This window comes from Enterobacter nematophilus, from assembly GCF_026344075.1.
GTDB classification, from domain to species: domain Bacteria; phylum Pseudomonadota; class Gammaproteobacteria; order Enterobacterales; family Enterobacteriaceae; genus Enterobacter; species Enterobacter nematophilus.
On the sequence record NZ_JAPKNE010000001.1, the window covers coordinates 801,701 to 821,736 of the forward strand.

A 20,036-nucleotide genomic window follows, 5' to 3' on the forward strand; every position below is an offset into this window, starting at 1 on the left:
CGGCGCTTAGTCTAACCCGATTTCAACGAATTACTATCCGCAGATGTTACAGCGAGTTATTCACTCATGGCATCGCGCCAGAGCCGTTCCACAATGCGCTGAGCCAGAATGGCCTGCTCGCCGGACGTTTCAGGAACCGTCTGATTTTCCACGCAGGTGATAAAGTGGCGGGCACATCCTGCGAAACCACGTTGCTCCAGAGTGCTTTGCCAGCCGGGGACCGGCTGCATCACCACGCCGCTGCCCTTCTCTTCCCGCCACTCACGCATGTCGGTAACGTCGTACAGCGCGCCGTCGGTCACCGCCTGTACGGATTCCCGCTGGCTGCCCGCGCGGCGGTGCATGCTGGTGGTGACCTGAAGATGCTCAACGGCAAAATGGTGTTCCGCATACACCATCTGCCCCTGCTCGTTGGTGACGAGAGTGCCGCTTTTCAGCTGTGCATTGCCGTTAGTCAGCCACAGCGCGGTGTCCACTACGTGAAGGTAGTCATCGAGAAGGGTAAAGCGCAGATCGTTCGGACCCACGCTGTCGGTGCGGTGCTTGTCCATGCGCAGCGAGGCCATATTGCCGGACTGCGCCTTCAGCTGCTGGTAAAGCGGCGCGAAGCGGCGGTTGAAACCGACCATCAGCGTCAGTTTTTTACGGGCCGCCAGCTCAATCAGCCGTTCGGCGTCCTGAACATTTTCCGCCAGCGGTTTATCCACGCAGACGTGAACGCCCGCATTGAGCAGCTCGCTCACTACCTGATAGTGGGTTGCCGTTGAGGTATGCACAAATACCGCATCGCACTCGCGGGCCAGATCCTGAAGCGATGCCGCATACGGGATACGCCAGGTTTCGCAGATGCGTTCTGCCTTTTCTCGGGTAGGTGACCATGCCCCTTGCAGCGTCCAGTCAGACGCGGCGCCAAGTACGGGCAGCCAGGCTTTCTGCGCAATACCGCCCAGCCCCACCACGCCAATGCGTAATTTTTTCACCGTTAGTCTCCCAAATGTGCCAGCAGTGCATCCAGCCGCTGTTTCAGCCCGGCCACCTCGTCTTCCAGCGCCTCCACGCGCGCGGCAAGGTCGTCACGGGTTGCAGGGCCCGATTCCGTCGCCACGCTTGCGGCGTCAACGTCGCCGCTGAAGAGATGCATATAGCGGCTCTCACGTTTGCCCGGCTCGCGCGCCAGGCGCACCACGTAAGGGCCATCCTCACGCGCGGCCAGCCCTTCCAGCGTCTGCTCGACTTCCTGCATGTCGCTGAACTCATGCATTCGGGAAGCGCGCGTTCGCAGTTCCCCCGGCGTTTGCGCCCCGCGCAGCAGCAGCGTGGTAATGACCGCCACTTCCGCGCTGCTCAGCTTCAGGTCGCCAAATTCGGAGTTACAGAAGCGCTGCTCGTATTTGGTCACGCGGTTGCCGAAGCCGCTGACGGTGCGCAGATAGTGGCGCTTCACCAGCGCATCCAGCACGTCCTGAACCTCATGCTCGCTGAGGTTCATCACCGGCTCGCGGTTGGTCTTCTGGTTGCAGGCCATGGTCACGGCGTTGACAGAGAGCGGATACTGCTCCGGCGTCGTCACCTGTTTTTCAAGTAAGCACCCAATCACGCGCGCTTCCGTACCGTTTAGCTGATACTTCATCTTTTCTCCTTAACGACCTGCGGTCCAGTCACGGGTGGTTAATGCCGTCAGAACGTGGTCGCGCCACTCTCCGTCTATCAGCAGATAGTCTTTGGCGTAACCCTCTTTCTCGAACCCTAAACGCGCCAGCAAATTGCCGCTGCGCTGATTATGCGGCATGTAGTTCGCCATAATGCGATGGATATGCTGCGTGCGTTGCATATAGCGGATGGCTACCGTTAACGCCTCGTACATCAGCCCCTGCCCCTGCCATTTCTGGCCGATGGAGTACCCAAGGTAGCAGGCGTGAAACGATCCCCGCACCACGTTTGAAAAATTGGCGATCCCGATAATCTCTTTCTCTTCTGGATCCAGCAGCGCGAAATAAAACGCGCTGCCCTGCTTATGAAATTCAGCGATCATGCTGAGGCGCGCCTGCCAGCCGGAGGGGTAACAATGGCTCTCGTCCCGAACGGGTTCCCAGGGTTTTAAAAACTGGCGATTCTCGGCGTAATAATCCGCCAGACGCCAGGCATCACGCTCATGCACAAGACGAACGACCAGCCTGTCAGTTGTCAGACGCACTTTTGGCACATTACTGCGATAGCCAAACATCAATACCACTCCTTCCCGTCGCTTCAGCTTACCCATTAGCTTTACTATACCTGCGCCTGTGCCGTCTGTGAAAACAGTGACATACCATTTTCACCTCTTTTCACATTTTTCGATGAGAACTCTCTATCAAAGCACCGTTTTGATAAAAAAATATTGTCGCGCCCGGGGGTGGGAAAAAACGCGGCGACACCGCAGAATGTTAGCGTGCTCACCTTCTTATTTTCCCTGGAGGGAAAATGTCCCGCGTATCACAGGCCAGGAGCCTGGGTAAATATTTCCTGCTCGTCGATAACATGCTGGTCGTGCTCGGCTTTTTTGTCGTGTTCCCCCTCATCTCGATCCGCTTTGTCGATCAAATGGGCTGGGCGGCATTGATGGTTGGTATTGCGCTGGGGCTACGTCAGTTTGTCCAGCAGGGTCTGGGCGTCTTTGGCGGCGCGATCGCTGACCGCTTTGGCGCTAAACCGATGATCGTTACCGGTATGCTGCTCCGCGCGGCAGGCTTTGCCACGATGGCGGTTGCCCACGAGCCCTGGCTGCTGTGGTTCTCCTGCTTCCTCTCCGGTATCGGTGGCACCCTGTTTGACCCGCCGCGCACCGCGCTGGTGGTGAAGCTGATTCGTCCCCAGCACCGCGGCCGCTTCTTCTCCATTCTGATGATGCAGGACAGCGCCGGGGCGGTTGTTGGCGCCCTGCTGGGCAGCTGGCTGCTGCAGTACGATTTCCGTCTGGTTTGCGCGGCCGGGGCGGTGCTGTTTATTCTTTGCGCGCTGTTTAACGGCCTCTACCTTCCGGCCTGGAAGCTGTCGACGGTAAAAGCCCCGGTGCGCGAAGGGCTCGGACGCGTCCTGCGCGACAGGCGTTTTGTCACCTACGTGTTGACCCTGACCGGCTATTACATGCTGGCCGTACAGGTGATGCTGATGCTGCCAATCATGGTGAACGATATTGCGGGCACGCCTGCTGCCGTAAAATGGATGTACGCCATCGAAGCCTGCCTGTCGTTAACGCTGCTCTACCCGATTGCCCGCTGGAGTGAACGACGTTTTCGCCTGGAGCATCGCCTGATGGCCGGGCTGTTTCTGATGACGCTGAGCATGATGCCGATCGGTCTGGTAAACACGCTTCAGCAGCTTTTTACGCTGATCTGCACCTTCTACATCGGCTCCATCATTGCCGAGCCCGCCCGCGAAACGCTGAGCGCCTCGCTTGCGGATGCGCGTGCGCGGGGCAGCTATATGGGCTTCAGCCGCCTGGGTTTGGCCTTTGGCGGTGCGCTGGGTTACGCCGGCGGCGGCTGGCTGTTCGATGCCGGCAAAGCGCTGAACCAGCCGGAGCTCCCCTGGATGATGCTCGGCGTGGTGGGTGTCATGACGCTCCTCGCCCTGTGGTGGCAGTTCAGCCAGAAGCGCAGCGCGAGCGGCATGCTCGAGCCCGGCGCGTAGACCTTCCCTCCGGCGGGAGAAAACTCCCGCCTCACTTCTCAGTATTTTCTGCTGGTTTATGCCATTTCACACTGACATACTTGCGAAACAGGACAGAAGCGCCGATTTTTCGTTGAGGAACACTATGAAGAAAATTGTCATTGCCGCCGCATTTATTGTCAGCGGACTGCTGGTGGGCTGTAACCAGCTTACGCAATATACCGTCAGTGAGCAGGAAATTAATCAGGCGCTGGAAAAACATAACAATTTCTCTAAAGACATTGGCGTGCCGGGGCTGGCCGATGCCCACATCGTGCTCACCAATCTCACCAGCCAGATTGGTCGCGAAGAGCCGAATAAAGTCACTCTGGCAGGCGATGCCGCGCTTGATATGACCTCCCTTTTTGGCAATCAGAAAGCCAACATCAAGCTCAAGCTGAAGGCGCTTCCCGTTTTCAACAAAGAGAAGGGGGCGATATTCCTGCAGGAGATGGAAGTGGTCGATGCGCAGGTTTCGCCGGACAAAATGGCACCGGTACTGCAAACCCTGATGCCCTATCTGAACCAGTCGCTGCGAAACTACTTTAACCAGCAGCCGGCGTACGTCTTAAGCGAAGACAAAAGCAAGGGTGAAGCTCTCGCGAAAAAATACGCAAAAGGGATAGAGGTGAAGCCGGGAGAGATCGTTATTCCTTTCACCGATTAACCTGAAGGGCGCTGCGGCGCCCTTTTTTTTACGGAAAAGTGTGCAAACGAAAACGTTTCCGCTTATGATTTGTGTCCGGCAAAAACAGCCATCCTTATGACTGATTCCTGACAAGCCGGAGCTTCCATGACTGCACAACCCCAGGTTCTTAAAATCCGCCGCCCAGACGACTGGCATATCCATCTGCGTGATGGCGATATGCTGAAAACCGTCGTGCCCTATACCAGTGAAATTTATGGCCGCGCGATTGTCATGCCAAACCTGGTTCCGCCAGTCACCACCGTCGATGCAGCGGTTGCCTACCGCCAGCGCATTCTGGATGCCGTTCCGGCGGGACATGATTTCACCCCGTTGATGACCTGCTACCTGACCGATTCACTGGACCCGAACGAAGTGGAACGCGGGTTTAACGAAGGCGTATTTACGGCGGCGAAACTCTACCCGGCGAATGCCACCACCAACTCCAGCCACGGCGTCACCAGCATTGATGCCATCATGCCGGTGCTGGAGCGCATGCAGAAGCTGGGCATGCCGCTGCTGGTACACGGCGAAGTAACGCATGCGGAGATTGACATCTTCGACCGTGAAGCTCGTTTCATCGAGACCGTGATGGAGCCTCTGCGCCAGCGCCTGCCCGCGCTTAAGGTGGTCTTTGAGCATATCACCACCAAAGATGCGGCAGAGTATGTTCGCGACGGTAACGAGCTGATCGCTGCGACCATTACCCCGCAGCATTTGATGTTTAACCGTAACCATATGCTGGTGGGCGGGGTGCGCCCTCACCTGTACTGCCTGCCGATCCTCAAGCGCAACGTTCACCAGCAGGCGCTGCGCGAGCTGGTCGCCAGCGGATTCACGCGCGCGTTCCTGGGCACGGACTCCGCGCCTCACGCCCGCCATCGTAAAGAGGCTAGCTGCGGCTGCGCGGGCTGTTTCAACGCCCCAACGGCGCTTGCCAGCTATGCAACCGTATTTGAAGAGATGGACGCGCTGGAGCATTTCGAAGCGTTCTGCTCCCTCAACGGCCCGCGCTTCTACGGCCTGCCGGTCAATGACACCTTCATTGAACTGGAGCGCAAAGCGAGCCAGGTTGAGGAGTCTATCGCGCTAACGGATGACACGCTGATCCCCTTCCTGGCAGGTGAAACCGTAAGCTGGACAGTAAAACGCTAAAAAATCAACGCCCCTTGTTGTCAAACCGACAATATGCCTGTATAAATAAACAGTATATTACACAGGGGGCATTTATGCGTATTGAAGTCACCATAGCCAAAACTACCGTTCTGCCTGCCGGCGCGCTTGACGCTCTGGCAGGCGAATTATCCCGTCGTATTAACAACACCTTTCCCGACAACGCGGGCGCCGTAACGGTGCGTTACGCCGCAGCGAACAACCTCTCCGTCATGGGTGCCGCAAAAGAAGACAAAGATCGCATCAGCGAAATCCTGCAGGAAACGTGGGAAAGCGCAGACGACTGGTTCATTACCGATTAACACTGCTCCCTCATTGTGTTTTTTGCCGGGTCGCCCCGGCTTTTTTTTTGCCTGTAATTTCGATAGTTCAAATTAATTCAGCGTCTTCTTAAAAAATCGTGAACGAGATGGTGTTTTATTGTTCGAACAATCCTAAAAAGCAGAAAAATGTGTTGCTACCTGTTTATTTTTCCCGTTGGAACCCTTATTACTTGGTATACTGAAGAAGCTTTCAGAAAAACATGCATTGAACCTCAGAGCCGTTGTCTTCTAACACGCATTTAGGGGGTTATAATGGAAAAGAATAACGAAGTCATCCAGACCCATCCGCTTGTAGGCTGGGATATCAGTACCGTAGATAGCTACGATGCGCTGATGCTGCGTTTGCACTACCAGACCCCAAATCAACTCAACCGTGACGAAGCGGAAGTTGGACAGACGCTGTGGCTAACAACAGACGTCGCCCGTCAGTTTATTTCTATTTTAGAGGCAGGCATTGCAAAAATAGAATCTGGCGACTATCAGGAAAATGAGTATAAACGGCACTAACCGTATGCCCACTTTTCACTCAACAGGCACCCTCGCGGTGCCTTATTTATTTCCCGCTTGTTTGCGCCCGCGTTGTTAATTACTCTGCTAACAAACCGTAAGTTTACGAGATGCATATGAGATACGACTTAATCATTATTGGTAGCGGCTCCGTTGGTTCGGCCGCCGGTTATTACGCAACGCGGGCAGGGCTGAACGTCCTGATGATTGACGCCCACCTGCCGCCTCACAGCGAAGGTAGCCATCATGGCGACACCCGCCTCATTCGTCATGCCTACGGCGAGGGGGAGCGCTACGTACCGCTGGTGCTTCGCGCCCAGACGCTGTGGGACGAGCTGGCGAAACAGACTGAAGAGCGCATTTTTGAGCGCACGGGAGTCATCAACCTCGGTCCGGCCCGTTCAGAATTCCTCGCCAACGTCGAACGCAGCGCGAAAGCCTTTAATCTTGACGTTGAGAAGCTGGACGCGACGGCCATTACCTCGCGCTGGCCTGAAATTACCGTCCCGGAGGATTATATCGGCCTCTTTGAAGCCAACTCCGGCGTGCTGCACTGTGAAACGGCGATCAAAACCTGGATCGATCTGGCTGCCAAAGCAGGCTGCGCGCAGCTGTTTAATTGCCCCGTAGAGGCCATTACGCATGATGCAAACGGCGTTACGGTGAAAACCGTAGACGGGGACTATTCAGCTTCCCGCCTGCTTATTAGCGCAGGAACCTGGGTTACCCGCCTTCTCCCGGACCTGCCGATCCAGCCGGTGCGCAAGGTCTTCTCCTGGTTCCAGTCGGACGGGCGCTACAGCGCGCAAAATAAATTTCCGGCGTTTACCGGCGAGTTAGCCAACGGCGATCAGTTCTACGGTTTCCCTTCCGAAAAGGACGCCCTCAAGATTGGAAAACATAACGGCGGGCAGGTCATCTCCTCACCGGAGGAGCGCAAACCGTTTGGCGCCTGCCCGCAGGACGGTTCAGAAGCCTTCTCGTTCCTGCGCAATATTCTCCCGGGCGTCGGTGGCCTGCTTTATGGCGCGGCCTGCACCTATGACAACACGCCGGATGAAGACTTTATCATTGATACGCTGCCGGGCCATGACAACACCCTGCTGATTACCGGGCTGAGCGGCCACGGCTTTAAGTTCGCTTCGGTGCTGGGTGAAATCGCCGCGCAGTTTGCCCAGGGTATCACGTCGCAGTTTGATCTGACGCCGTTCTCACTCTCGCGTTTTAACGGATAATCGGCCACGGGCTCCGGCGGTATCGGGGCCCGTTTTCTTCGTACTCAACCGTGGGGCGTTATGCGCAGGATCGTGGATTTCCTCATCAATAACATTCGCGAGCACTTTATGCTCTATATCTTATTGTGGGCGCTGCTCGCTATCGTTGATGTTATTTACATTGTGTTTTATTGAAAGCGACAATTGACGTTAACTGACGTTACTTTATGTTTATTTAAGCTTTTTTCTTCTGCTAAATACGTCTTGCACGAAGCCATTGAATTAATCTTGCGGTTCCTTTTCAAAATCGCTGAAATAAATAAAATAAAAATCAATAGTCAATTATTTCAGTTGCAATATCGCGCCTTCCCGTTCATTTTTACCTTTCGGTTAATTTGAAAATGGACATTCTGATGCAATTGCGTAACTCCTCCCGGCGCTACGGAATAATATCCATAAGCTTGCACTGGATATTTGCCATTGCCGTCTATGGTATGTTCGGACTTGGACTCTGGATGGTCACGCTCAGCTATTACGATGGCTGGTATCATCAGGCACCCGAGCTGCATAAAAGCATCGGGGTTCTGCTGATGCTGGGCCTGGTGTTTCGCGTGATCTGGCGACATATTTCTCCACCGCCCGCGCCGCTAAAGACATACGGTAAAATAACCCGCGTCAGCGCCGTCGCCGCGCATATTGCGCTCTACGCGCTGCTCTTTGCCATCTTTATCAGCGGCTATCTCATTTCAACGGCAGACGGCAAACCGATTAGCGTTTTTGGCCTGTTCGAGGTTCCGGCAACGCTCAGCGATGCCGGGGCTCAGGCCGACACGGCAGGCGTCGTTCACCTCTGGCTTGCCTGGAGCGTGGTGATCCTGTCCGTACTGCACGGGCTCGCCGCCCTTAAACACCACTTTATTGATAAAGACGATACGCTTAAGCGCATGCTTGGCCGCTCGTCAGTTGACTCTGGAGCATAAAATGAAAAAACACCTGCTGGGTATCGCCCTTGGATCTCTGTTATTCACCGCCGGTTCTGCCGTGGCGGCTGACTATAAAATTGATAAAGAGGGCCAGCACGCTTTCGTCAATTTCCGCATTCAGCACCTGGGATACAGCTGGCTGTACGGCACCTTTAAAGATTTCGACGGCACATTTACTTTTGACGAGAAAAATCCTGCGGCAGATAAAGTCAATGTGACCATTAATACGAACAGCGTCGACACGAACCATGCTGAGCGCGATAAACACCTGCGCAGCGCAGAGTTCCTGAACGTCACAAAATTCCCACAGGCAACTTTCACCTCTACGGAAGTGAAAAAAGACGGTGATAAGTTGGCTATTACCGGTAACCTCACGCTGAATGGCGTAACCAAACCCGTTACTCTGGATGCGAAATTGATCGGTCAGGGCGACGATCCGTGGGGCGGAAAACGCGCAGGTTTTGAAGCGGCGGGTAAAATTCACCTGAAAGATTTTAATATCACAACGGATTTAGGCCCGGCGTCTCAGGACGTTGAGCTGGTTATTTCCGTTGAGGGCGTGCAGCAGAAGTCGTAATAGATTCGCCCGGCAGGCTTGCGCCGTGCCGGGCGTTATTATCATTCCGGGTCAGGAATTCCCAGTTTGGTATTCAGACGGCCGCGTGATTTATTAAAAATCTTATTGCCGTTTTCACGCCCTGCGCGACGACGTCGCTGCTCTTCTTCCGGCAGGACGCTCTCTTCGCTGCACAGCTCGCTACAGCAGCCGTTAAACTTCTCTGCACAGGCCGGGCACTGGATAAACAGCAGGTGGCAACCGTCGTTTTTGCAGTTGGTGTGGGTATCGCACGGCGCGCCGCACTGGTGGCAGTGGGCAATCACGTCTTCTGAAATGCGCTCGCCCATACGCTCATCAAAGACGAAGTTTTTACCGATAAAGCGTACCGGTAAGCCCTGCTCGCGGGCGCGGCGGGCGTACTCGATAATACCGCCTTCAATGTGCCAGACCTTGTTGAACCCATTGTGCTTCATCCACGCGCTGGCCTTCTCGCAGCGGATACCGCCGGTGCAGTACATAACGATTTTTTTATCCTTATGCTCCTGCATCATCTCCACCGCTTTAGGCAGCTGCTCGCGGAAGGTATCGGCCGGAATCTCCATCGCGTTTTCGAAATGCCCCACTTCGTACTCGTAGTGGTTACGCATATCAATGAACACGGCATCCGGATCGTCCAGCATCGCATTCACTTCAGCGGCCTTCAGATATTCGCCGACGTCCGCCGGGTTAAAATCAGGATCGTCAATACCGTCCGCCACGATGCGTTCGCGCACCTTCATGCGCAGCACCCAGAACGATTTTCCGTCGTCATCCAGGGCAATGTTCAGGCGTAAGCCGTTAAGGGCCGGATCGAAGTTATAAAGCGCGTCGCGGAACGCGTTCACTTTGCTTTCCGGGACGCTAATCTGCGCGTTAATGCCTTCGCGGGCAAGATAGACGCGCCCGAAAACGTTCAGCGCCGTGAAGGCCTGATAAAGCGCATCGCGGGTCGCCTGCGGATCGTCAATGGTGAAGTATTTGTAGAAGGAGATGGTCGTGCGCGGTTCGGTTTCAGCCAACATGCGCGCCTTTAACATCTCATTCGAAACGCGGTTGTGTAACACTGGCATGGTGTACAAGTCCTGCAATCGTCAGAGAGAATCAAAATCGGTCGGCATCATATAGCAAACAAAACCAATTTACATCCACACAATTTACGCTACATTTCACACACCCTGATGAATCAGGCTTAACAATTACTGCTGTCGTGCAGGTTTCGACGGCAGATATTTTGGCTATGTCTCAAAAAATGCGACAATAGCGAAACAGGACGTTTGAACACAGGAAAGACATGACCCAGTTACCAAAATTTACCGTCGCCCTTTTGCACCCCCGCTATTGGATGACCTGGCTTGGCATTGGCTTTTTATGGCTACTGGTACAGCTTCCCTACCCTGTTATCTTCCGGTTAGGTAAATCATTAGGCCGACTCGCGCAAACGCTTATGAAGCGCCGCGCCCGCATCGCGTATCGTAACCTTGAGCTGTGCTTTCCGCAGATGAGCGAGGCAGAGCGCCATGATATGGTTTCGAAGAATTTCGAATCCGTCGGCATGGGTCTTATGGAGACCGGCATGGCGTGGTTCTGGTCGGACAAACGCATGGCCCGCTGGAGCAAGGTTACAGGCACCGGCATGGAGCCGGTACATACGCTTCAGGCCAATCAGACCGGCGTGCTGCTGATCGGCGTCCATTTTCTGACGCTCGAAATCGGGGCGCGTATGTTTGGCATGCAGGCGCCCGGCATCGGGGTTTATCGTCCTAACGACAACCCGGTTATCGATCTCATTCAGACCAACGGCCGCATGCGCTCCAACAAAAGCATGATCGACCGTAAGGATCTGAAGGGCATGATCCGCGCGCTGAAGTCCGGTGAAGTGGTCTGGTATGCCCCCGATCACGACTATGGCCCACAGGCCAGCGTCTTTGTCCCCTTCTTCGCCGTCGACGAGGCCGCCACCACGACCGGCACCTGGATGCTGGCGCGGATGTCCAAGGCCGCCATCGTTCCCTTTGTTCCCCGCCGTATGCCGGATGGCTCAGGCTACGAGCTGATGATGCTTGAGCCGGAACTCGCGCCGCCGCTGGAAGATGCGGAAACCACCGCGCGCTGGATGAACGGCGTTGTGGAGAAGTGCATCATGCTGGCGCCCGAGCAGTACATGTGGCTGCACCGCCGCTTTAAAACGCGGCCAGAAGGCACGCCGTCCCGCTATTAATCCTCATGCGGCCTTCAGGGCCGCATGCTGTTTTAGCTTTAAAAGCTCCCCCTCATTGCGGCAATCATAACCCAGGCGCATAATTAGCAGGCTTATTACTTCATGCTTCAGGTGCTCTGCACCTCACTATGCGGATTGTTATGTCACCCTCAGATGCCCCCATAAACTGGAAGCGTAACCTCACGGTTGCGTGGCTTGGCTGTTTTCTTACCGGCGCGGCGTTTAGCCTGGTCATGCCTTTCCTGCCGCTCTACGTCGAACAGCTGGGCGTGACGGGCCACGGTGCGCTCAACATGTGGTCTGGCCTGGTATTCAGCATCACGTTTCTCTTTTCCGCCATTGCCTCGCCCTTCTGGGGCGGCCTTGCCGACCGTAAGGGACGTAAAATTATGCTGCTGCGTTCGGCGCTGGGAATGGCGATTATCATGGCGCTGATGGGCGTGGCGCAGAACGTCTGGCAGTTCCTGATATTGCGCGCATTGCTGGGCTTGCTGGGCGGATTTATTCCCAACGCGAATGCCCTGATCGCCACGCAAATTCCTCGCCATAAGAGCGGCTGGGCGCTTGGCACGCTCTCAACCGGCGGCGTGAGCGGTGCCCTGCTGGGGCCGCTGGCGGGGGGATTACTGGCGGATAACTACGGCCTGCGCCCGGTCTTTTTCATCACCGCCAGCGTGTTGTTCCTGTGCTTTATTGTCACCCTGGTCTGCATTCGTGAAAAATTTACGCCCGTCGCCAAAAAAGAGATGCTCCATGCCAGAGACGTGCTGACCTCGCTTAAAAACCCCAGACTGGTGCTGAGCCTGTTCGTGACGACATTGATCATTCAGGTGGCAACCGGATCGATTGCTCCTATTCTGACGCTGTACGTTCGCGACCTCGCGGGTAACGTCAGCAATATTGCGTTTATTAGCGGGCTGATTGCCTCCGTGCCCGGCGTGGCGGCGCTGCTTAGTGCGCCGCGGCTGGGGAAGCTGGGGGACCGCGTGGGTCCGGAGAAGATCCTAATCTGTGCGCTGGTCATCTCCGTCCTGCTGCTTATCCCCATGTCGATGGTGCACTCTCCGTGGCAGCTGGGCGTCCTGCGCTTTTTGCTGGGCGCCGCCGACGGGGCGTTGCTGCCCGCGGTGCAGACCCTGCTGGTCTACAACTCCACGAACCAGATTGCCGGGCGTATCTTTAGCTATAACCAGTCGTTTCGCGATATCGGCAACGTCACCGGACCGCTTCTCGGGGCGGGTATTTCAGCCAGCTTCGGTTTTCGCGCCGTCTTTATCGTGACGGCTGGCGTGGTGCTGTTCAACGCGATTTACTCGTGGTTCAGTTTATCCCGCGCGTTACGGCCGGTGACGGAATAAGAAGAAAGCCTGACGGCTTATTTTCGCATTCATACTTGCAGAATCTGATATTCAGCTATTCTTTCCCTGAAACCTTCTGGAAAACAGGGAGACACCAATGACCATGTACGCCACGCTGGAAGAAGCTATTGATGCCGCTCGTGAAGAGTTCCTTGCCGATAATCCCGGCGTTGAGGAAGAAGATGCTGACGTGCAACAACTTAATATCCAAAAATATGTTCTGCAGGATGGGGATATTATGTGGCAGGCCGAATTCTTTGCCGATGAAGGCGAAGAAGGGGAATGTTTGCCGGTCCTGAGCGGTGCAGGTGCGCAGGCCGTGTTTGATGGCGACTATGATGAAATTGAGTTACGCCAGGAATGGCTGGAGGAGAATACGCTGCACGAGTGGGATGAGGGCGAATTTCAGCTCGAGCCACCGCTGGATACGGAAGAAGGTCAAACCGCAGCCGATGAATGGGACGAGCGTTAATTTACGCTACTCGTACGGGCCGTGGCTGGCATCGATAGGCAGCAACAGCGTGTCGAAAATCAGCGAGAACGGCAGATCGAGCACCGTCAGGTAGCGCCATGCGGAATCACGGACATCCCATTTCACGCCCGGGTAGTACTGGTTGCCGTGGCCCTGACCTGGAATGGTGCGGCTGATGATGCTGCCGCAGCCGCTTAGCAGGCATGCCATCATGACGACGATGATTATTTTCATCAGTAACCTCTAAAAAAATACCGGCCTCGCAGCCGGTATTTTATTTGGCGGGTGGCGCTTTGCTTAACCGCTTACTTCGCCTTCAGCGCCAGCGGGTTCAGCTTCAGCTCTTTGTAGTAGTTCACCCATGAAGAGTACTTCTCCGGAGCGGACCATACGCGATAGTGAAGCCTTGCCATCGTGACCGGATCGCTCAGCAGCACCAGACGGCGGTCGCGGTTGAGTTTTTCCGGGGTCTCGTTAAGCGCCTGCTCAACGTGACGATCGCGGGCAATCTCCAGCACCTGGCTTGCGCGGTGGCGCGCGGTGGCCATCGCCGTCGCCAGAGCATTGAATGACGGATTAAACACGGCGTGCATAAAGCCATCGTCCAGCGTGCGGTTGCGGTTCTGTTCCAGATAGGTATCGGTATCCACCAGCACCTGCGGCGGGGAATACTCTTCCGGGATCAGGAACAGCTTCCAGCGCTTGGTACGCAGCCCCACCGTTGAACGGCTGGAGATCACGGACACAAACGGCGACAGGATCAGCGAGAAGACAATCGGCGCCAGCCAGAACAGGAAACGCAGATCCAGCCAGGCCATTCCGGCTGCCCACACCAGACCCAGCAGCAGCTGAGAGCCGTGGCGCATGAAGGCTTCACTCCACGGCGTGGAGTCGTCATCACGCTGCGGTGAGTTCCAGACCACTTCCCAGCCCAGGAACGCACTGACCACAAACACGGTGTGGAACAGCATACGCACCGGCGCCAGCAGCACGGAGAACAGCACTTCCAGCAGCAGTGAAAGGGTCACACGGAAGAATCCGCCGTACTCTTTCGAGCCTTTGCACCAGATCAGGATGATACTGAGCAGCTTAGGCAGGAACAGCAGCACCATGGTGGAAGCAAACAGCGCAATCGCCAGCTCCGGACGCCATTGCGGCCACACCGGGAACAGCTGGCGCGGTTGCAGGAAGTATTGCGGCTCCGTCAGGGCATGGACGACCTGCAGCGCAGTGGAGAGCGCGAGGAACATAAACCACAGCGGTGCGGAGAGATAGGACATCACGCCCGTCAGGAACACCGCACGGTGAACCGGGTGCATCCCTTTAACAAGGAACAGGCGGAAGTTCATCAGGTTACCGTGACACCAGCGGCGGTCGCGCTTGAGCTCGTCCAGCAGGTTCGGCGGCAGCTCTTCGTACGATCCCGGCAGGTCGTAGGCAATCCAGACGCCCCAGCCAGCACGACGCATCAGCGCCGCTTCCACGAAGTCATGCGACAGAATCGAACCGGCAAAAGAACCCTCGCCCGGCAGCGGCGCCAGCGCACAGTGTTCGATGAACGGCTTCACGCGGATAATGGCGTTGTGGCCCCAGTAGTGCGACTCACCCAGCTGCCAGAAGTGCAGACCGGCGGTAAACAGCGGGCCGTAAACACGGGTGGCGAACTGCTGGCAGCGCGCGTACAGGGTGTCCATACCGGACGCTTTTGGCGAAGACTGAATGATCCCCGCGTTCGGGTTGGCTTCCATCAGACGCACCAGACCGCTCAGGCAGTCACCGCTCATGACGGAGTCAGCATCCAGCACGACCATGTAGCTGTACTGGTTACCCCAGCGGCGGCAGAAGTCATCGATGTTGCCGCTTTTACGCTTCACGCGACGGCGGCGGCGACGGTAGAAGATCTGCCCTTCGCCCTGCACTTCCGCAATCAGCTCCATCCAGGCTTTTTGCTCTGCAACGCAGATATCCGGGTTGTAACTGTCGCTCAGGATGTAAACGTCGAAATGTTCCGCGTTACCGGTCGCCTTCACGGACTCCCAGGTTGCACGCAGCCCCGCAAATACGCGGTCAACGTCTTCGTTACAGATAGGCATAATCAGCGCGGTGCGGTGCTCGGGATTGAGGGGTTCATCCCCGACCGTTGACGCCGAAATGCTGTACTTGTCCCGTCCCATCAGCAGCTGAAGGAAGCCCATCAGCGCGGTCCAGAAACCGGCCGACACCCAGCAGAAGAGAACCGCGAACAGCAGGAGAATGCCGCTTTGCAGAATGTACGGCAGCAGCTGCATGAAGGAGACCCAGAGATCCTGGCCCATCATGTCAGTCGGGTTGATAAACGCCCAGCCCTGGTAAGGCAGAATGGTTTTCATGTACCAGGTCGCGACAACCGTCTGCGCCAGCGTCAGAAGCAGCAGGATATAGCGGCGAATTGTCCCCACTGTACGCCATTTCTGTTCGGAGGCCTGCTCTTCTTTCGTCAGGCGCGACAGATAGCGCGGCGTGACGTCACGTCCGCGCAGGCGATCCCAGAAGCGGCCAACCGGGTTGGTGCGCCATGGATCGGGGAACATTGAGGAACGCGTCGCCTTCGGCATTGCCTGAAGCTGATCGCGTCCTTCGTCGTCTTTAATCAACTGCCCTTCTGCCAGCGAGTCTGGCCAGGCCTGCTCCAGACGCGCCTTGACTGACCCCAGCGGCGTATCATCATCACGGGAAAACTGACGATGTTCGCCATCCAGCGCGGTATGAACCGCGCGGATGTCGCTCTTAGGCAGCGCCGCTTTTTCGATATCCGTCAGCGGCATGGCATCAATATATTCAGATGTATTATTCATTGGCAGGTAGCTGGTAGCTCCAGGTTTCACTCAGCGGCTGATCTTCACTGACCAGCGCAGCACGCATTTCAGTGGTCTGTTTCGGATCTTTCACTTTCACGCGCAGGGTCAGACGCCAGCCTTTGGTTACCGGGTTGTAACGCACGGTGTTCTCTACGATTTCACCGTTGTCACCGATGCTGGCCTGGGCCGACACCGCAGTATCCGGAGCCAGTTTCTTCATATCCTGACCGGTGAAGTCCACGACAAACGCTACCGTACCGTCAGGCTGACGGATCAGGTTAGACTGCTTCACGTCACCCGTAGAGCGGCGAGTCTGCGTCACATACGCGTTATCCGGCGCATGCAGCTTATCTTCGTCGCGGCTGAAGGTAATGGTGTACTTGAAGTTCATCTCTTTACCGGCTTCCGGCAGCTGATCCGGCGTCCAGTATGCGACGATGTTGTCGTTGGTTTCGTCGTTGGTTGGAATTTCAACCAGCTCTACCTTGCCTTTACCCCAGTCACCTTTCGGCGTAACCCAGGCGCTTGGACGCAGGTCATAGCGGTCGTCGAGATCTTCAAAGCGAGAGAACTGACGGCCACGTTGCAGCAGGCCAAAGCCCTGCGGATTTTCCATCGCAAAGCTGCTAACCGCCAGATGTTTCGGGTTATTCAGCGGACGCCAGATCCACTCACCGTTACCGGCATGAATAGACAGACCGTTGGAGTCATGCAGTTCCGGGCGGAAGTTGGTTGCCGGAGACGGCTGGTTCGGCCCGAACAGGAACATACTGGTCAGCGGCGCAACGCCCAGTTTGCCCACTTTGTCTCGCAGGTAAACCTTAGACTGCACGTCAACAACCGTGTCACGACCCGGCATAATCACAAAGCGATAGGCACCGGTTGCACGCGGAGAGTCGAGCAGCGCATAAATAGTCAGACGTTTGTCCGTTGGTTTTGGACGTTCAATCCAGAACTCGCGGAAACGCGGGAACTCTTCACCTGATGGCAGCGCGGTATCAATAGCCAGACCGCGCGCAGAAAGCCCGTACACCTGCCCCGCGCCAATCACGCGGAAGTAGCTGGCGCCAAGCATGCTGACGATTTCGTCGTTTTTATCTTTGCTGTTGATCGGATAAAGGACTTTGAAGCCTGCGAAGCCCAGGTCTTTCACCGTATCTTTGTCGTGTTGCACATTGCCAAAATTGAAGTAATCCGGGCTGTACTTGATCTTGCGTACCGCGGTTGCCGTCACTTCATTGATGGCAACAGGCGTGTCGAAGTACATACCCTGATGATAAAATTCAAGCTTGAACGGGGTTTTAATGTTGTTCCAGTACGCTTTATCGTGGTTGAACTGGATCTGCTGATAGTCCGCATACTTCATGTCGCGGAAAACGGAGGGCAAGTTACTTTTCGGCGCTTCGTAGCTCTTGCCTGCCATCGATTTTGCCTGTTTTGCGACATCGTCGATGTTAAAGGCCAGTGCCGATGAGGTATACAGTGATAACACCACTGCAGCACCCAACCAACGCATTTTCATCATCTGTGGTTTATGTTTCATAATAAGTAAGCACTTCCCCCTTTGTGTGCTTATATCGATCCGATCCATTTTAATGGAAACTCAGGCAATCCGACAACATAATCACTGCTTTGTTCAGCTGCTGGCTCATGGATTAAGCAAATGAAAGAACCCGCTATTCACTTTGCGTGCTTATCCTGGAGACAGTGTGTCGGTCTTGGTGTAGGGTTGGCTTCGAATGTAACCATTATGAGCCTTAGGGATAAGGCGAAAAGTCTGAGAATGCACAACGTTATATGAGCACAACACCGATACAACGGGAATATTTCCTCGACTCGATCCGGGCATGGCTGATGCTATTGGGGATCCCCTTTCATATTTCACTGATTTACTCCAGCCACACGTGGCATGTTAATAGCCAGATGCCCTCCTGGTGGCTGACGCTGTTTAATGACTTTATTCACGCCTTCCGCATGCAGGTGTTTTTTGTTATATCCGGCTATTTTTCGTACATGCTTTTTTTACGCTATCCGCTTAAGCGCTGGTGGAAAGTGCGCGTGGAGCGCGTAGGTATTCCCATGTTAACCGCCATCCCGCTGCTGACGCTGCCGCAGTTCATTATGCTGCAGTACGTTAAGGGCAAGGCGGAGAACTGGCCGAATCTCTCGCTGTATGAAAAGTACAACACGCTGGTCTGGGAGCTGGTGTCTCACCTCTGGTTCCTGCTGGTTCTGGTGGTGCTGACCACGGTCAGTCTGGTGATTTTCAGCCGCCTGCGCCGTCATCTCAGCACGACAGCAGACGCTTTCTTCGCCAACGTCACGCTGGGCAAACTGTCGGTGCTCTTCTTACTGCTGGGGATCGCCTATGCCGCGGTGAGACGCACGCTGTTTATCATCTATCCACCGATACTGAGCGACGGCCTGTTCAATTTTGTGGTGATGCAGTCGCTGTTCTACATTCCATTCTTTTTAATTGGCGCACTGGCCTTTATCCATCCGAAGCTTAAAGCGCTGTTTACCACCCCGTCACCGTGGTGCGCGGTGGGTGCGGCCATCGCCTTCGTGGCCTACCTGCTGAACCAGCGCTACGGAAGCGGCGACGCCTGGATGTATGAAACGGAAAGCGTGATTACCATGCTGCTGGGCCTGTGGATGGTGAACGTGGTGTTCGCGCTCGGCCACCGTTTGCTGAACTTTAAGTCCAGCCGCGTGACCTACTTCGTCAACGCCTCACTGTTTATCTATCTGGTGCACCACCCGCTGACGCTGTTCTTCGGGGCGTACATCACGCCGCATATTGCATCCAACACGCTGGGCTTCTTTACCGGGCTGGTGTTTGTGGTGGGGATTGCCGTCGTACTCTATGAGATCCATCTGCGGATCCCTCTCCTGCGTTTCCTGTTTTCAGGAAAACCACAGCCGAAAGCCGCCTGAGCAGCGCGGCGCACTGAGTGCGCCGCCTTTACTTCAGCTTTCCAGCTCTTGTCTGCGCTGGGTCAGAAGCCGCTGATAAAGATGCGTGGTGTCTTCATCGAAGCAGACAAAAATCACCTTCTCTGGCAGCGGTTTGAGTGACAGATAACGGTAGACGGTATCTACAGCGATGGCCGCCGCGGCTGCCTTTGGATAACCATACACGCCGGTACTGATGGCCGGAAAGGCCATCGTTTTAAAGCCGTTGTCGGCAGCAAGCCGCAGACAGTTCCGGTATGCCTCTTCCAGAAGGCTCGCTTCATGCTGGTCGCCGCCATGCCACACGGGCCCGACAGCATGAATCACCGCTTTAGCAGGAAGGTTGCCCGCCAGCGTAATCACCGCATGGCCCGGAGGGCATTCACCCTGTTGCTGACGCACGATTTTACAAGCTTCCAGTAACTGCGGTCCGGCAGCCCGGTGAATAGCGCCGTCTACGCCTCCTCCCCCCATCAGGGAAGGATTGGCCGCATTGACGATGACGTCGACATGAACTGTCGTAATATCGCCATGAATAACTTCAATTTGCGGTTTCATAAAGCCCCTCTGCTGTCCGCTTTTTTATAAGTGTATCGCAGAGGGGTTATTGAGAAAAATGACAGGCATAAAACCGCGCCCACCGACGGGCGCGCACGGGTATTAACGGTACTGGATCTGAACAACCGCGAGCGTTTTTTCAGGATTCAGGTACGTCATATTGACTGTCGCAAGGCTTGAAGCCGTCGACTTGCCGTTCAGCGCATCGTCAAAACTGATCGTACGCGTTTGCATACGGTTTTTTTCCGGGCATGACAGCGCAAGCTGCCGCTGTTGCGGTGTGACTTCACAAGGGTCAGCAACGATTGCACCGCGAAAGTGAATAACACCACCTTCTGCAATAGTGGCTGAATAAGCTGGAGCGATAAAAGCAGAAACGAGCAGGCCCAGACCTGAAATAAGATGAGCAAAATAGTGGGTCACGATATGTACTCCTCAATGAAAATCGTCCATGAGGGGCAAACGCGC

General features: G+C 55.5%; 22 protein-coding genes. 13 read left to right on the plus strand and 9 right to left on the minus strand.

What is annotated here, in order from left to right:
• Positions 1 to 56: 56 nt before the first annotated feature.
• The 3 genes from OSH03_RS03805 to rimJ are packed head-to-tail and all read right to left on the minus strand — an operon-like array spanning position 57 to position 2,224.
• Positions 57 to 980 carry a Gfo/Idh/MocA family protein gene (locus OSH03_RS03805; protein ID WP_266178312.1) on the minus strand — a complete coding sequence of 308 codons (924 nt, stop codon included), beginning with the start codon at positions 978 to 980 and terminating at the stop codon, positions 57 to 59.
• A 2-nt stretch (positions 981 to 982) separates the two neighbouring features.
• A complete protein-coding gene (locus OSH03_RS03810) occupies positions 983 to 1,630 on the minus strand; it encodes a YceH family protein (RefSeq protein WP_266178313.1) in 648 nt (215 codons plus the stop codon).
• 9 nt (positions 1,631 to 1,639) lie between these two features.
• Positions 1,640 to 2,224, minus strand: a complete 585-nt coding sequence (gene rimJ, locus OSH03_RS03815) for a ribosomal protein S5-alanine N-acetyltransferase (protein ID WP_013097146.1) — start codon at positions 2,222 to 2,224, stop codon at positions 1,640 to 1,642.
• A gap of 236 nt (positions 2,225 to 2,460) precedes the next feature.
• Between rimJ and mdtH the strand changes: the two genes are divergently transcribed.
• From mdtH to OSH03_RS03860, 9 genes are all read left to right on the plus strand, one after another.
• The gene (gene mdtH, locus OSH03_RS03820; protein WP_061098586.1) at positions 2,461 to 3,669 is read left to right on the plus strand and encodes a multidrug efflux MFS transporter MdtH; all 1,209 of its coding nucleotides are present in this window, start codon (positions 2,461 to 2,463) and stop codon (positions 3,667 to 3,669) included.
• 124 nt (positions 3,670 to 3,793) lie between these two features.
• The gene (locus tag OSH03_RS03825) at positions 3,794 to 4,354 is read left to right on the plus strand and encodes a lipoprotein (protein ID WP_061098587.1); all 561 of its coding nucleotides are present in this window, start codon (positions 3,794 to 3,796) and stop codon (positions 4,352 to 4,354) included.
• 126 nt (positions 4,355 to 4,480) lie between these two features.
• Positions 4,481 to 5,527 carry a dihydroorotase gene (pyrC, locus tag OSH03_RS03830; protein WP_266178314.1) on the plus strand — a complete coding sequence of 349 codons (1,047 nt, stop codon included), beginning with the start codon at positions 4,481 to 4,483 and terminating at the stop codon, positions 5,525 to 5,527.
• Positions 5,528 to 5,601: 74 nt separating this feature from the next.
• Entirely contained in the window at positions 5,602 to 5,847 is a 246-nt protein-coding gene (gene dinI, locus OSH03_RS03835) for a DNA damage-inducible protein I (RefSeq protein WP_028012694.1), read from the plus strand.
• A 273-nt stretch (positions 5,848 to 6,120) separates the two neighbouring features.
• Complete coding sequence (gene bssS, locus OSH03_RS03840) at positions 6,121 to 6,375, plus strand: biofilm formation regulator BssS (RefSeq protein ID WP_023299782.1); 255 nt, start codon at positions 6,121 to 6,123, stop codon at positions 6,373 to 6,375.
• Between the two features lie 116 nt (positions 6,376 to 6,491).
• The gene (gene solA / locus OSH03_RS03845; protein WP_253541542.1) at positions 6,492 to 7,610 is read left to right on the plus strand and encodes an N-methyl-L-tryptophan oxidase; all 1,119 of its coding nucleotides are present in this window, start codon (positions 6,492 to 6,494) and stop codon (positions 7,608 to 7,610) included.
• A gap of 60 nt (positions 7,611 to 7,670) precedes the next feature.
• Entirely contained in the window at positions 7,671 to 7,784 is a 114-nt protein-coding gene (locus OSH03_RS03850; RefSeq protein WP_032644857.1) for a YceO family protein, read from the plus strand.
• Between the two features lie 218 nt (positions 7,785 to 8,002).
• Positions 8,003 to 8,569, plus strand: a complete 567-nt coding sequence (locus OSH03_RS03855; RefSeq protein ID WP_266178315.1) for a cytochrome b — start codon at positions 8,003 to 8,005, stop codon at positions 8,567 to 8,569.
• Position 8,570: 1 nt separating this feature from the next.
• Positions 8,571 to 9,149: a YceI family protein gene (locus tag OSH03_RS03860; protein ID WP_061098591.1), complete on the plus strand. Its 579-nt coding sequence runs from the start codon at positions 8,571 to 8,573 to the stop codon at positions 9,147 to 9,149.
• A gap of 41 nt (positions 9,150 to 9,190) precedes the next feature.
• Here OSH03_RS03860 and trhO read toward each other — a convergent pair whose 3' ends face one another.
• A complete protein-coding gene (trhO, locus tag OSH03_RS03865; protein ID WP_266178316.1) occupies positions 9,191 to 10,240 on the minus strand; it encodes an oxygen-dependent tRNA uridine(34) hydroxylase TrhO in 1,050 nt (349 codons plus the stop codon).
• Between the two features lie 221 nt (positions 10,241 to 10,461).
• On the opposite strand from trhO, the gene OSH03_RS03870 reads away from it, so the two are divergent.
• The 3 genes from OSH03_RS03870 to OSH03_RS03880 all read left to right on the plus strand — a co-directional run bounded on the left by OSH03_RS03870 (position 10,462) and on the right by OSH03_RS03880 (position 13,218).
• On the plus strand, positions 10,462 to 11,388 hold the full coding sequence (locus OSH03_RS03870; RefSeq protein ID WP_163333841.1) for a Kdo(2)-lipid IV(A) acyltransferase: 927 nt from the start codon (positions 10,462 to 10,464) through the stop codon (positions 11,386 to 11,388).
• Positions 11,389 to 11,528: 140 nt separating this feature from the next.
• On the plus strand, positions 11,529 to 12,746 hold the full coding sequence (mdtG, locus tag OSH03_RS03875; RefSeq protein WP_253541535.1) for a multidrug efflux MFS transporter MdtG: 1,218 nt from the start codon (positions 11,529 to 11,531) through the stop codon (positions 12,744 to 12,746).
• 97 nt (positions 12,747 to 12,843) lie between these two features.
• Positions 12,844 to 13,218 (plus strand): MysB family protein, encoded by a 375-nt coding sequence (locus OSH03_RS03880; protein WP_028012687.1) that lies wholly within the window; start codon positions 12,844 to 12,846, stop codon positions 13,216 to 13,218.
• 6 nt (positions 13,219 to 13,224) lie between these two features.
• On the opposite strand, the gene OSH03_RS03885 is transcribed toward OSH03_RS03880, so the two are convergent.
• The 3 genes from OSH03_RS03885 to mdoG form a co-directional block, all read right to left on the minus strand.
• Complete coding sequence (locus OSH03_RS03885; protein ID WP_013097162.1) at positions 13,225 to 13,452, minus strand: YceK/YidQ family lipoprotein; 228 nt, start codon at positions 13,450 to 13,452, stop codon at positions 13,225 to 13,227.
• Positions 13,453 to 13,523: 71 nt separating this feature from the next.
• Positions 13,524 to 16,052, minus strand: coding sequence for a glucans biosynthesis glucosyltransferase MdoH (gene mdoH / locus OSH03_RS03890; protein ID WP_151413171.1), 2,529 nt, complete (start codon positions 16,050 to 16,052; stop codon positions 13,524 to 13,526).
• Positions 16,045 to 17,598 (minus strand): glucans biosynthesis protein MdoG, encoded by a 1,554-nt coding sequence (gene mdoG / locus OSH03_RS03895; protein ID WP_116340716.1) that lies wholly within the window; start codon positions 17,596 to 17,598, stop codon positions 16,045 to 16,047. The genes mdoH and mdoG overlap by 8 nt, the downstream gene beginning before the upstream one ends.
• 254 nt (positions 17,599 to 17,852) lie before the next feature.
• On the opposite strand from mdoG, the gene mdoC reads away from it, so the two are divergent.
• Positions 17,853 to 18,992 (plus strand): glucans biosynthesis protein MdoC, encoded by a 1,140-nt coding sequence (gene mdoC / locus OSH03_RS03900; protein ID WP_266178317.1) that lies wholly within the window; start codon positions 17,853 to 17,855, stop codon positions 18,990 to 18,992.
• 33 nt (positions 18,993 to 19,025) lie between these two features.
• On the opposite strand, the gene ymdB is transcribed toward mdoC, so the two are convergent.
• The gene (gene ymdB, locus OSH03_RS03905) at positions 19,026 to 19,568 is read right to left on the minus strand and encodes an O-acetyl-ADP-ribose deacetylase (protein WP_151413168.1); all 543 of its coding nucleotides are present in this window, start codon (positions 19,566 to 19,568) and stop codon (positions 19,026 to 19,028) included.
• A gap of 102 nt (positions 19,569 to 19,670) precedes the next feature.
• Positions 19,671 to 19,991, minus strand: coding sequence for a fimbrial protein (locus OSH03_RS03910; RefSeq protein ID WP_061098599.1), 321 nt, complete (start codon positions 19,989 to 19,991; stop codon positions 19,671 to 19,673).
• Positions 19,992 to 20,036: the final 45 nt, after the last annotated feature.

Bases quoted from the DNA above. Each gene is read 5' to 3' on its own strand.
- mdoC (WP_266178317.1), top strand. From the start codon at position 17,853: ATGAGCACAACACCGATACAACGGGAATATTTCCTCGACTCGATCCGG.
- OSH03_RS03855 (WP_266178315.1), top strand. From the start codon at position 8,003: ATGCAATTGCGTAACTCCTCCCGGCGCTACGGAATAATATCCATAAGC.
- OSH03_RS03860 (WP_061098591.1), top strand. From the start codon at position 8,571: ATGAAAAAACACCTGCTGGGTATCGCCCTTGGATCTCTGTTATTCACC.
- trhO (WP_266178316.1), bottom strand. From the start codon at position 10,240: ATGCCAGTGTTACACAACCGCGTTTCGAATGAGATGTTAAAGGCGCGC.
- OSH03_RS03850 (WP_032644857.1), top strand. From the start codon at position 7,671: ATGCGCAGGATCGTGGATTTCCTCATCAATAACATTCGCGAGCACTTT.
- OSH03_RS03880 (WP_028012687.1), top strand. From the start codon at position 12,844: ATGACCATGTACGCCACGCTGGAAGAAGCTATTGATGCCGCTCGTGAA.
- OSH03_RS03870 (WP_163333841.1), top strand. From the start codon at position 10,462: ATGACCCAGTTACCAAAATTTACCGTCGCCCTTTTGCACCCCCGCTAT.
- mdtG (WP_253541535.1), top strand. From the start codon at position 11,529: ATGTCACCCTCAGATGCCCCCATAAACTGGAAGCGTAACCTCACGGTT.
- pyrC (WP_266178314.1), top strand. From the start codon at position 4,481: ATGACTGCACAACCCCAGGTTCTTAAAATCCGCCGCCCAGACGACTGG.
- bssS (WP_023299782.1), top strand. From the start codon at position 6,121: ATGGAAAAGAATAACGAAGTCATCCAGACCCATCCGCTTGTAGGCTGG.
- dinI (WP_028012694.1), top strand. From the start codon at position 5,602: ATGCGTATTGAAGTCACCATAGCCAAAACTACCGTTCTGCCTGCCGGC.
- OSH03_RS03810 (WP_266178313.1), bottom strand. From the start codon at position 1,630: ATGAAGTATCAGCTAAACGGTACGGAAGCGCGCGTGATTGGGTGCTTA.
- solA (WP_253541542.1), top strand. From the start codon at position 6,492: ATGAGATACGACTTAATCATTATTGGTAGCGGCTCCGTTGGTTCGGCC.
- OSH03_RS03885 (WP_013097162.1), bottom strand. From the start codon at position 13,452: ATGAAAATAATCATCGTCGTCATGATGGCATGCCTGCTAAGCGGCTGC.
- mdtH (WP_061098586.1), top strand. From the start codon at position 2,461: ATGTCCCGCGTATCACAGGCCAGGAGCCTGGGTAAATATTTCCTGCTC.
- OSH03_RS03825 (WP_061098587.1), top strand. From the start codon at position 3,794: ATGAAGAAAATTGTCATTGCCGCCGCATTTATTGTCAGCGGACTGCTG.
- mdoH (WP_151413171.1), bottom strand. From the start codon at position 16,052: ATGAATAATACATCTGAATATATTGATGCCATGCCGCTGACGGATATC.
- mdoG (WP_116340716.1), bottom strand. From the start codon at position 17,598: ATGAAACATAAACCACAGATGATGAAAATGCGTTGGTTGGGTGCTGCA.
- ymdB (WP_151413168.1), bottom strand. From the start codon at position 19,568: ATGAAACCGCAAATTGAAGTTATTCATGGCGATATTACGACAGTTCAT.
- rimJ (WP_013097146.1), bottom strand. From the start codon at position 2,224: ATGTTTGGCTATCGCAGTAATGTGCCAAAAGTGCGTCTGACAACTGAC.